Raw genomic sequence first — 11,599 nt, 5'->3', positions numbered from 1 at the left:
ATAATTGATTCGTGTTTTTAATGTAATTTCTGTATAGCTTAAAATGAATTTACATCTTGATAATTTTCTTTTGTATTATTCTATTGTCAATTTCGACTCTTACGATATAGGTTCCCTTTGATAGTGATCCTATATTTACGTATCCGTCAGAATCGCTTACATTCCCAACGAATACCGTTCTCCCTTGCATATCTGATACTGAAACTCTACTGGCAACATTGGCGCCTTTTATATAAAATCCTTCAGTCACAGGATTGGGATATAACAGAATCGCGTTATCGGCTGAATGGTTTTTGATTCCGGACTCACTGTTTATTATTTCAATGGCTTTCTGTAATGGTTCGTCAATTCCATTTCTGATCCCTTCGATAGTCGGTTTTACTTCTATATCGGGGACAATTCCTACACGCTGAGTTTCAGTTCCATCGGGATAATAAACCCCTATGCCGGAGATATATGTTTGTAAGTTCCCCGGCAAAATAATTGTTGAGACATTGCCGTCGGCACCAGCGGTAGTGCTTCCTATCACACAGACATTGGGGGCAGTTTGGAATGCCATCGTTGTGTATTCGGCTTGACTTTGTGTCTCTTCATTAACTATGATAACTATTTTACCTTTGAAATAATCGGGATTGGTTTCACCTAATATATCTCCGTCACGGTAAGTGAATAAACCTGGGTAGGAATAATTGGTATTCGTGAATTTTGCAAATTGAGTAGGTTCGGGGATTAGGTATTTGCCGAAACTGAAAACCATGAAAATGTTGGGGTAACAGCGCATATCGATAATCATACCTTTAGATTCTAGAATTTTCTTCATTTTATCGGGGGTATAGTCTGATTCCTCAATCGTCCCCGGATAAATATAGGTAATATCCGAATCGATAGTTTGGATGGCATCTATATAAGGAAGATCAACAGAATAGTCACTATAACAGGTGATTGTCTTAGTCTCAACTAGGTCATTTCTTTTATATTTTACTTGTATTTCGTTATTGTTACTCATTAATAAATAGGATGCAATATTTCGTAATTGTGTGGTATAATTAGAACCTGGTGTTATGGGTAACCTTTCTTTTACAATATCTTCCACACTGACTCCATCGATAGTTTCAATTATATCTCCGGGAAGTAATCCCGTCTTTTTACCTAAGTCTTGATTAAAATATTCAGTTATTACTGCTTTGTTTTCTACAAATTTGATTCCTACAGGTACTGAATTATTTCTATATCCGGAAATTTCATACAAAACTTTATCCCATTTAGCGATAAATGCGTGGGAATCTTTTATTTTAGCCCATAGTGCCAATACCGAATATTTATATTCATATTTATCTTTGGCGGATAAGAATTGTGGGATAAATTCCCTTAAAACATCGTGCCAGTTATCATCGATTAAATGCCGGTTGGGAAAATAATATTGGATGATATTCCAATATCTAAATAAGGCTACAAGACGGTATTGCTCAGTAGGATATTGTATTAATGAATAAGTCTTTTCACCGCTAAAATCCGGGTTCTGAACTCCGGGGAAAAAACTTATGTAGGGATTATTTTCGGATCGGACCGCCTTTTTAATATTTTCCAATTGTGCAACGAGTGCATCGCCCAACTCATTCTTGTCGATCCAAGAATAATCGGGCATGAGCTTTATTTCTTCTGCATCCGGGAAATTACTATCAGGCATAAATTCTGTGATTTCCCCGAAATTATTTACCCAATTTGAAAGTATGGTATTACGTTCCTCTTTGTTTGTCACCGCTTTTATTTGAGGAATGAGATCGCATAATTCTTTGTCCATATCGGTCTTATTTAGACTAATCTTTGGATGGTGATATTTTACAAAACCCCACACTTTACAAAGTAAAGCCAGATTTTCGATCTGTTCTGATTCTGAAGAATTGGGAGAAATGACATCGTTAGCCACTGCCTGTGTCTGACTTTTCGAGGAGAATGAACCATTTTGATTCTGATTACCCAAAATTAAACTTGTATTTGCAGCAATCATACCGATACTGCTGCAATACATTAGAATGAATAGTACAACTTTTTTCATGGTTAGTATAATTAATGTGTAAGAAATAATGATCTTTTGTAATTATAGCAATAATAACCAAGTTTGTAGGAGGAATTCAGTTGTCTATTCTAAAGTGATTTTAACTCATCCCTTTTACAATTCAATTGATATATTTCCCAAATTTATTGATTATATTTTAAGAATCCAATGGTTTAGGCAATTAAATGCAAAATTATTTTTTCGTATGTGCATAAATGTATAAGAAGCCATCTCTTTATGCACTTTATTTGCGTAAAAAGAAAGGCAACCACCTTGTTACAAGATAGCTGCCTTTAATTCAATCTTTAAATAGTTGCTTGAAAGATATATCGGTTTATTTCACGATTATTTTTTTCACTACAGTCTGTTTATCGATTTCTAACTTCACAACATATAAACCAGGAGCTAGATTAGTGTTATCAATAACGATTCCGGTGGGGGTAAATACTCGTAAGTTATCATATTGACCGTCAACTTTTATCATACCATTTTCTGCAAAGATCGCAATGTTATTGTTCTCTTTGGATATTGTTTCTATTCCTGTTAATGAAGATAATTGCATTTCTCCCGTATTCATTATCATACGGTTATTGATATCATTTTCATCTTGATTACAGATAAAGGCGACAATCGTCATGTTTTCAACTTTCTGTGTGGAAGGTATCTTGTAAGTAGTGTGATATGTATATTGGTTCTTGTCTGACGACCACTCAGGTTCACTACCCCATACGTCTGTCAGGACTGCACGGATGACATGATTATGCTCAATGGTTCCAGTTGCTCCTGATTGCTTTCCTGATAATCCGCTTTCCGTCAAGAATATGGTCAGTTTGGGGTTCATACGTGCTAAGGCAGCTTGCTGGGCCTGACCGCTGACAGATATATCAAGAGTTCTGGTATCATTATTATAAGTCGCATTTACATCTACTGTTATAAAAGTAGGAATTTCAGAAACATAATCCCAGTAGGATTTCACTACTTTTGCACCACCCGAAACCGATTGATAGGAAAGTCCGAATACTGGACTTGTTGCGTCCGGAACAACGGTACGGTCGAACATACATGCAGGTGCATAAGTACCACCTCCATATAAATCAAGATATTCTACACTTTCATCGATAGTGAAATCATCATCGTAAAAACCTACATGATGAGCTACCCATGAAAATTCTTTTCCTTCCAGCGCCATGTTTAGTGTTTTTAAACCAGTCGGACAATAACCACATTGTTGAGTTGTGAATTGTTCTACCAACACTCTTCTCGGGAATGATTCTGTGTAAATGTAAAGCCAGTCTGCTAACGTGTTGTCAAATGGACATTCATCTTCTTTGCCGTTCACTTTAGTAATAGAAAAATTAATGTCTTGATTACCCGGTGAATTTGGGACTTGGATGGTTTGTTCGAAATCTATAGTGGCGAAAGGAGCTATTGCCTTTTCTATCGTTTTTGATACTTTTTCCCCTGTACCTGCTTGGTATGTAACTTCGAAATTTGAAACTGAATTAACCGTAGCATTGAATATTGAAGCTTGGTAGGTTACTGTTGATTCTTCATCTGGTTTCGCATAATGGTTCCCGATTGGATTGGCAATTAAAGTTACATCATTTTCTATTTTTTTCTCTCCTTCCAAGAGACATTGTAAGCTTAAACTTCCAAATTTCATCCCATAATAATTTGACCATGCCTTATTTATAGCCAAAAACATAGCATTGGATTGATCCGCACCTCCACTAAATCCAATCGGATAGGTAGATGCCGGAGCGGTTAGTGTGTAACCTACATAAATGTCCGATCCATCTAATTCATAAGGTGTTTCCAATGTCACTTCATTCCAGCCTTTAGTAATATTGGATATGCTCTGTACCATCTTGTTGGTACCGTTTAAAGTTGACCTAATCCAGACTTTTACGTTTTTTACTTTGGTGTCCATTATGGCCAAGTTTATTTTCAAGAGTTTATTTCCTGTTAGAAGTTTCATTTTTTCCACAGGAAAGTAAACGGCAGCGGCCATTTCCACTTGTTGGTTTACACCGCCTACACCGCCATCAGGATTTACTTCATTCGGACAATAGCCAATGATCATTTGATTTTCACCAAATTCCATGGCTTTCTGTACACTGCTTACTTCTGACCGGGTAGCAAAACTGTTAGACTGCTTTGTGAATTTTACTTGTTGTTGTGCAAAGCCATATATGCTTGCTAACAACATGATTGCGAGTAACTTTTTTCTCATAATAAACATGCTTTTTAGTTAACAAATTCTGAGTGGCTGTAAATTTAATGAATATTAATGAGATATGTTCTTGAACGTGTGGTATTTATTGTTAAATCGGAACACTTTTCTTTATCCCTTTTTTATATTCCGCATCAATCCGCCATATTTAGCTCGTTTCACGGCACTTCCTTTAAAAAGGGTTCGGTATTGATCTTCGGTGAGCGATTCCCAATCTTCTTTTTTCATTTCAAGGAAGGCTTCCGAAGGTTGGAACTCCGGAGTTTGGCAGGGAACGGCAAAGCGATTCCATGGACAGGCTTTTTGACATTCGTCGCAGCCATATATCCTATTGCCCATTTTTTGGGCTTCTGTGAGAGGAATGGATTCACGGTGTTCGATGGTCAGGTATGACAAACAACGGTTGGAATTGAGCAATAAAGGGGCTTCCAGGGCTTTTGTGGGACAAGCATCCAAGCAACGGGTACAATTACCACAGCGGCTAGGTTGGGGATGATCATAGAAATCCAATTTCCTGTCGAGGAATATTTCTCCTAAAAAGAAACAAGAGCCGGCATGTGGAATGATCAGTTGTGTGTTTTTGCCGATCCATCCCAGCCCCGTACGCCATGCCCAATAACGTTCCAATACTGGGGCGGTATCACAGAAGGTGCGGCTTTGTAAGGGCAGGGGAGTAAGGGTGGTGATAAATGCCAGTAATTCGTTTAGTTTGGCTTTCATCACATCATGATAATCTTTTCCGTAGGCATACCAGGCAAACTGGTACTGGTCTTTTTTAAGGAATTTCGAAGGATAATAGTTAAGGGCAACGGAGATGATACTTTGTGTTCCTTCCATCAGCAATCGGGGATCGAGGCGTTTATCCAAGTAGTTATTCATGTAATTCATTCCTGATTGCATGCCCGCAGAGAGCCAGTGGCATAAAGCGGCAGAGGCGGTTTCGTTTACCTTCTCGGCAGGTGCCACTCCACAGGCAGAAAAGCCGAGGCGTGAAGCTTCGGCTTTTATCTCCTTTGAGGAAAGGGGTGTCTTTGCTAATTCGACTTGATTATCGCTCATTTATCATCTTACATTGTCATCACATGGTATACTTCTCTCTTCTTGATAAGACATCACTAATCGGCGCCAGCGTTTAGCTTCTCCGGTATTGCCGGGAACAATTGTTGGGCATGCTACTCTCTACAGAGGGTGGGTGCCGCCTGATATACTTCTTGTGTGGGAAGCACTTTGAATTCGTAACCCTGCTCTTGAAGGTATTCGATGGAACGGGGGAGAGCGTATTGCAAGTTTCCGTTGTTCCAGGATTTCAGTGAATCGTGGAAGGTAATGATGGAACCGTTGCGTACATATCGCTTCACATTCGCCAATACCTGTTCAGGGCGCAGCTTCTTACTGTAGTCACGTGTGACGAGATCCCACATGATGATCTTGTAATGCTGTTTCAGCGTGTGATACTGCCTGAATCCCATATGGCCGTGCGGTGGACGGAAAAGATCTGTTTTCATCTCTTGGTTGGCACGATCCGTGTTCGTCAGATAGTCGTCTGCCGAGTATTCGAATCCCCGGATATGGTTGAAGGTATGATTACCGATCCGGTGCCCCCGGTCTACCACCATACGGAAGATTTCCGGATACCGTCTCACATTGTCTCCCACCATGAAGAAGGTGGCTTTGATGTTATGTTCGGCTAATAAATCCAATACCCAAGGAGTCACTTCCGGGATTGGCCCATCGTCAAAGGTCAGATACACTGCCTTTTCGTCGGGACTCATCCGGAAGATGGCTTGCGGGTATAATGCGCGGAAAAACCACGGCGGTTGTTCTATAAACATGGTTTCCTCGAGTGACTTTATCTATTTGCTTTCATCCGGGTGACGTACATGCCGTACAGCTCATCCAGTTTGTTGGCATAATTTTCCGTCAGTTTGGATTTGTATTTTTCCATTGTTCTCACTTCTCCACTCAACATCTGAAGATGGAATTCAAACTCGTAAGCGGAAGTAAGGAAGTGCGAATCGTTCATACTCAGATACCAAGTCAGATACTCTACTGCTTTGTTGGCCATTGCAGCCATGATCTTATCTGCTTTTTCCGTCTGTCCCAACTGGTAATAGGCTTCTGCCATTTGGGCTGCACCGTTTAGCCAATCGTAAGGAACATTGTAAGCCGGAACCATCTTTTCCACATATTCCAAGGCGGCCAGTGCCTTGTCTTTCTTGCCTTCCTTCATCAACTGTTCTACGAGTTGGGAGAAAATACGGCGGTGTGTATAACACATCCGCATCACGTTCTCGTCGATATAGATGCCCGGTTTGTCGATGCCGCCGAATTTGAACTTGTTCATCAGGTTATCGTACATCTTCTCGCTATCGATGGTTGCTCCCAGCTTTTGTGTGTCGAACGGTGTGAAGCGTGAAGCAAGACCTTCTTGGATAAAGTGCTTTTCCATGCCTAACTGGTTTTCACGACCTACTGTGATAGCCATATACATGGGGCGCTCCCAGTTAGCATTTGCCAGCATTTCAAGCATCATCAGATCGCTCTTGTAGAGCGCACGTTTCGGCTTTCCGTTGTCGTCTCTCAAGAGAATTGTCATATGATCGGGGATGGAGTCGCCCAATGCTTCGGGAATCATCATTCCACTGCGGCGTACAGCCTCTTTGTCGATCTTGACAACGATACTGTCTGTCGGGACTATATGCAATCCTTCTTTGTCCGAACGTATCCAGTATTTGAGGATATTTTTCAGTTCATACGGGTCTTCACCGAATTCGTTGCGTATGTTCTGCAAAGCTTCCGGATTTCCGCTGTTTTTAGCCTGCGCATACATGGCATCTAATTGTTGTTTGATCTCCGGACGGATAGGTACATATTCGTTTGTTCCTTCCACATACTCCACGCGATCCCAGGTAATAGGCAATGACGGGGAGTCGTAAGCCGGACGCTTCATCTGGTCGATGTACCAGTCGGTTTGCAGGTAGCTCAGGTTGCAAGTACGTGCATCCGTACGGAAACCTTCTGTTTCCTGATTGTACCACAATGGGAAAGTATCGTTATCTCCATTGGTGAAGATGATCGGGTTACCGCTTTCTTGCAGGGACATCAGATAGTTCTGTCCGAAGTCACGGGCAACGTAACGGCCGCTGCGGTCGTGGTCGTCCCACGTCTGGCTTGCCATTTGTACCGGCACGAGCAGGCAGACAACGGATGTAAGGATGGCAGCGGGAGCTTCTTTCATTTTGGCGTATTCGCGTAGCAACTGGATGATGCCGGCTACACCCATACCTACCCAAATGGCAAAGGCATAGAATGAACCTGCGTACGCATAATCTCGCTCGCGAGGCTGGCCCGGAGTTTGGTTGAGGTACAGTACGATGGCGATACCTGTCATAAAGAACAGGAAGAATACCACCCAGAATTGTTGTACTCCCTTCGGGCCGCGGTAGGCTTGCCACAACAGACCGATGATTCCCAACAGCAGAGGCAGACAGTAGAATACATTGTGTCCCTTATTGTCTTTCAGGTCTTGCGGAAGCAGTTCCTGATTGCCTACCAGCCAACTGTCGATAAACGGAATGCCGGTGATCCAGTTGCCGTGTTCCAGTTCTCCGCTACCTTGTATGTCGTTCTGCCGGCCGGCGAAGTTCCACATGAAGTAACGCCAGTACATGAAGTTAAGCTGATAGCGGAAGAAGAATTTGATATTGTCCCATTGGGTCGGCATGTTCACCATGATCATATTGCCGCACTCATCGTAGGGCACGTCATAGCCGGTGACATCCACCCATGATTTGTATTGCGGGGCATGTGCGCTGCTATACATACGTGGGAAAAGCATGTTCTGAGCATACTTATATTCTACACGGCCGGGAACTTCGATATAAGAATCTTTTTCATCGGCTGAGGTCTTTTCCTTGCGGATATATTTGGTCGTGCTTTCCGATTCGATAGGGACACAGTAGCCGTCTTTTACTTCCAAAGCAACTTTGGAAGAGTAGGCGGGACCGTAGAACAACGGACGTGTACCGTACTGTTCGCGTCCCAGATATTCGCCCAGCGTGAAGATATCTTCCGGTGAGTTCTGATCCATCGGTGTGTTGGCTGTTGAACGGATCACGATCAGTGCATAGGAAGAATATCCCACCATGATCATCATGGTACAAAGCAGTGCCGTATTCATCGAACGGGCGGAAAGCTGGTATTTCTTGTTCATCTTCTTGGCAAAAAGGTAGAAGCCTAATGCTACCAGCACGATGATGCCGATCAGTATGCTGCTCACTCCGTGTCCATAGAAAGGAATACCCAACAGGGCGAGTGTCAGCATGAAAGAAATGTTCATCCGTGTACGGCTGGTTTCGTTATAGCTTTCATATATACCCCAGATGATGCTTGCTGCAAGGATGATGATGTAAACAATCACACCTGTATTGAACGGCAGGCTCATTCCGTTGACGAAGAGCAATTCGAACCATCCGCCCACTTTCACCACTCCCGGGACGATACCGTAGAGAACAATGCCCACAAGTACCATGGAACCCAGCAAGGCAAGCAGCGAGCCTTTTGCATTGGCATTGGGCACTTTCTTGTAGTAGTAAACCAGTACGATGGCGGGCAAACAGAGTAGGTTCAACAAATGGACACCGATACTCAATCCCGTCAGATAGGCGATCAGGATCAACCAACGGTCGCTGTGCGGATCGTCGGCCACGTCTTCCCATTTCAGTATCAGCCAGAATACGACGGCCGTGAACAAGGAGGAATAAGCGTATACTTCGCCTTCTACAGCACTGAACCAGAATGTATCACTGAATGTATATACCAATGCTCCGACAAGTCCGCTACCCATGATGGTGATCAGCTGGCCGGTGGAGATATTGTTTTCGTCTTTAATGATGAGTTTGCGTACCAGATGTGTGATACTCCAAAACAGGAACAGGATACATGCTCCGCTCATCAGGGCGCTCATGTAATTCACCATTTTGGCTACGGTAGACGGATCGGAAGCAAACTGAGAGAACAAGTTTGCCGTCAACATAAAGAAAGGTGCGCCGGGCGGGTGTCCTACTTCCAGTTTGTAGCCGGTCGTAATGAACTCGGGACAATCCCAAAAACTGGCTGTCGGCTCTATTGTCATGCAATAGACTGTGGCAGCGATAATGAAAGTAAGCCAACCGACGAGGTTGTTTACGGTTTTGTACTGCTTCATTAAAACGATAGTTGTTGTTTCATTAACATGTTAAGTGGCCACAAAGATAGTGATTTACGCATATAATGAGTCAGTATCAAGGAATATTTATAGGATTTTTAGGAAGCGTAAGAGGTGAATAAAGCTAAGGCGACTGCTTCAGGGTCTGATCCTGCCCCCTCTTTCTTATAAAGCCGACCTGTTTTCCTTCGGAACCAATCATGTGAAACATGGGGGTGTAAAGCTGTGAAACATGGGGATGTAAAGCAGTGAGACATGGGTATGTTTCACTGTCAAACACCCCCATGTCTCGCATTGTATCTTTAAAGCCAAAGTGGTCTTGTATTCTTTTCAAGACAAGAGATCCCGTAGAGGAACGATGTTCGCTGTTTAATGGTGATGATGTTCTCCTAATATTCTATGTGGTAACGTACCGTGGCCTAACAGTTCGATAGGACAATTGAAGTTACGTTCCAGCCACTCTGTAGTGACACCCGTATCGGGATGATAGTCCAGTGTTTCGTTTACGCAGGCAATGGATTTCACTTGTTGTAATACTGTACCGATGTCGTGGCTGACGAGGATTATGGCGCATTCTTTGTTTATTTCCGCCAGAAGTTTGTAAAGGCGTGCTTCGAAACGCTTGTCGATATATGTACTCGGTTCATCGAGAATTACTACGGAAGGATCGCTGACGATGGCACGTCCCAATAAAGCCCGTTGCAACTGTCCGCCACTGAGTTGCCCGATGGCACGGTGTTCCAATCCCTCGAGCCCCATACGGGCAATGGCTTCCCGTACTTTCTCGCGGTGTTCCGACGTGAAGCGGCCGATCAGTGATTTCTTTGAGCTTAATCCTGAGAGGATGACTTCTTCCACTGAAATGGGAAATTTGCGGTCGATGGTGTTGTATTGGGGCAAATAACCCATGGAGAACTGGCAATCTTCCGCTGTTTGTTGCGGCTTGCAGGTATCGTGGTAAATGATTTTTCCCGCAGTTGGCTTCAACAATCCCAGTATGCATTTGATGAGTGTTGTCTTTCCGCCTCCGTTAGGTCCGATGATTCCTAGAAAATCATGTTCGTAAACGTCCAAGTTTACATCATGCAAAACGGTGCGCCCATCGTAGGCGGCAGAAAGGTTCCGTACTTCGATGATCACTTTCCTTTCGTCCTTCTTTTCGGAAAAGGACGAGGTGGAAGATGCTTTTGTGGGGTGATTGTGTGTGTCCATTATCGGGCGTTATTGGGAGTCAGGTTTTCTGCTATCTTCAACATTTCCACTTCCCAGTCATAACTGAGCGGATTGATGGGGACAATCTGTGTCCCGGTTTCCCGTGCGATGATTTCAGCATTGCGACGGTCGAATTCCGGTTGGACGAAGATAACCCTTACCCCTTCCTTGCGTGCGAAGTCGATCAGTCTTTTCAGATGGGCAGGCGAAGGTTCTTTGCCACCCTCTTCAATACTGATCTGATGCAATCCGTAATCGCGGGCAAAATAGGAAAGTGCCGGATGATAAATCATGAAAGCCTCCGCTGTGCCCGGTGTGGCAAGTTTTTGACGGATCAGGCTGTCTGTGTGCATGATACGTTGGCAAAGACTGTCATATCGGGCAAGGTAAACGGCTTCATTCTCTTTGTCCAGTTGGCAAAGTGCTTTATAGGTATTCCTGGCTATGATCATCGCATTGGTAGTAGAATTCCAGATGTGTGGCTCTACTCCTCCGGCATGTTGGTGATCACCGTGATTCTGCTCTTCGCCATAGATGAGATCAATGTCTTTGGATGTATCGAATACTTGGATGTGCGGAGTGTTTTCCATCAGCCGGTCCATCCAGACTTGTTCAAAGCCGATGTGCCCGATGCGGAAATAAGCTTTGCTGTCACCGAGAGAAACGAGTTGCTGGGGAGTCGGATCGTAGGTTTCCGGACTTGTGCCTTTCGGTACGAGGCTGATAACGTTGAAGTTGTCACCAGCGATGGCTTCCGTGAAATAACGTTGTGGCTCTATAGTGACCGCTATGACGGGCTTATTGTCTTGGTTTTCTTTCTTGGATTTGCCTGGATGGCAGGAAACCAGAAGTAGGGTTATCAATGACAGAAAAATTGTTTGTCTCATATTAT

At 43.3% G+C, this 11,599-nt stretch carries 7 protein-coding genes; all 7 read right to left on the bottom strand.

Annotated elements, in window-relative coordinates; all coding sequences use genetic code 11:
* Window positions 1-49 precede the first annotated feature (49 nt).
* Entirely contained in the window at window positions 50-2,056 is a 2,007-nt protein-coding gene (locus tag H8744_RS05455; RefSeq protein ID WP_262433871.1) for a T9SS type A sorting domain-containing protein, read from the bottom strand.
* Between the two features lie 334 nt (window positions 2,057-2,390).
* Entirely contained in the window at window positions 2,391-4,289 is a 1,899-nt protein-coding gene (locus H8744_RS05450) for an Omp28-related outer membrane protein (RefSeq protein ID WP_262433870.1), read from the bottom strand.
* 111 nt (window positions 4,290-4,400) lie between these two features.
* A complete protein-coding gene (queG, locus tag H8744_RS05445) occupies window positions 4,401-5,348 on the bottom strand; it encodes a tRNA epoxyqueuosine(34) reductase QueG (RefSeq protein ID WP_262433869.1) in 948 nt (315 codons plus the stop codon).
* Between the two features lie 113 nt (window positions 5,349-5,461).
* On the bottom strand, window positions 5,462-6,121 hold the full coding sequence (locus H8744_RS05440) for a polysaccharide deacetylase family protein (RefSeq protein ID WP_305067342.1): 660 nt from the start codon (window positions 6,119-6,121) through the stop codon (window positions 5,462-5,464).
* Between the two features lie 17 nt (window positions 6,122-6,138).
* Window positions 6,139-9,495, bottom strand: coding sequence for a glycosyltransferase family 117 protein (locus tag H8744_RS05435; protein WP_262433867.1), 3,357 nt, complete (start codon window positions 9,493-9,495; stop codon window positions 6,139-6,141).
* A gap of 369 nt (window positions 9,496-9,864) precedes the next feature.
* On the bottom strand, window positions 9,865-10,707 hold the full coding sequence (locus tag H8744_RS05430; RefSeq protein ID WP_262433866.1) for a metal ABC transporter ATP-binding protein: 843 nt from the start codon (window positions 10,705-10,707) through the stop codon (window positions 9,865-9,867).
* Window positions 10,707-11,594, bottom strand: coding sequence for a metal ABC transporter solute-binding protein, Zn/Mn family (locus H8744_RS05425; RefSeq protein ID WP_262433865.1), 888 nt, complete (start codon window positions 11,592-11,594; stop codon window positions 10,707-10,709). The genes H8744_RS05430 and H8744_RS05425 overlap by 1 nt, the downstream gene beginning before the upstream one ends.
* Between the last annotated feature and the right edge of the window lie 5 nt (window positions 11,595-11,599).

The organism is Jilunia laotingensis, from assembly GCF_014385165.1.
Taxonomy (GTDB): Bacteria; Bacteroidota; Bacteroidia; order Bacteroidales; family Bacteroidaceae; genus Bacteroides; species Bacteroides laotingensis.
This window is presented reverse-complemented; position numbering and strand designations above follow the sequence as displayed.

Coding starts and splice junctions, on each gene's coding strand:
- H8744_RS05455 (WP_262433871.1), bottom strand. CDS start 2,056: ATGAAAAAAGTTGTACTATTCATTCTAATGTATTGCAGCAGTATCGGT.
- H8744_RS05450 (WP_262433870.1), bottom strand. CDS start 4,289: ATGAGAAAAAAGTTACTCGCAATCATGTTGTTAGCAAGCATATATGGC.
- queG (WP_262433869.1), bottom strand. CDS start 5,348: ATGAGCGATAATCAAGTCGAATTAGCAAAGACACCCCTTTCCTCAAAG.
- H8744_RS05425 (WP_262433865.1), bottom strand. CDS start 11,594: ATGAGACAAACAATTTTTCTGTCATTGATAACCCTACTTCTGGTTTCC.
- H8744_RS05435 (WP_262433867.1), bottom strand. CDS start 9,495: ATGAAGCAGTACAAAACCGTAAACAACCTCGTCGGTTGGCTTACTTTC.
- H8744_RS05430 (WP_262433866.1), bottom strand. CDS start 10,707: ATGGACACACACAATCACCCCACAAAAGCATCTTCCACCTCGTCCTTT.
- H8744_RS05440 (WP_305067342.1), bottom strand. CDS start 6,121: ATGTTTATAGAACAACCGCCGTGGTTTTTCCGCGCATTATACCCGCAA.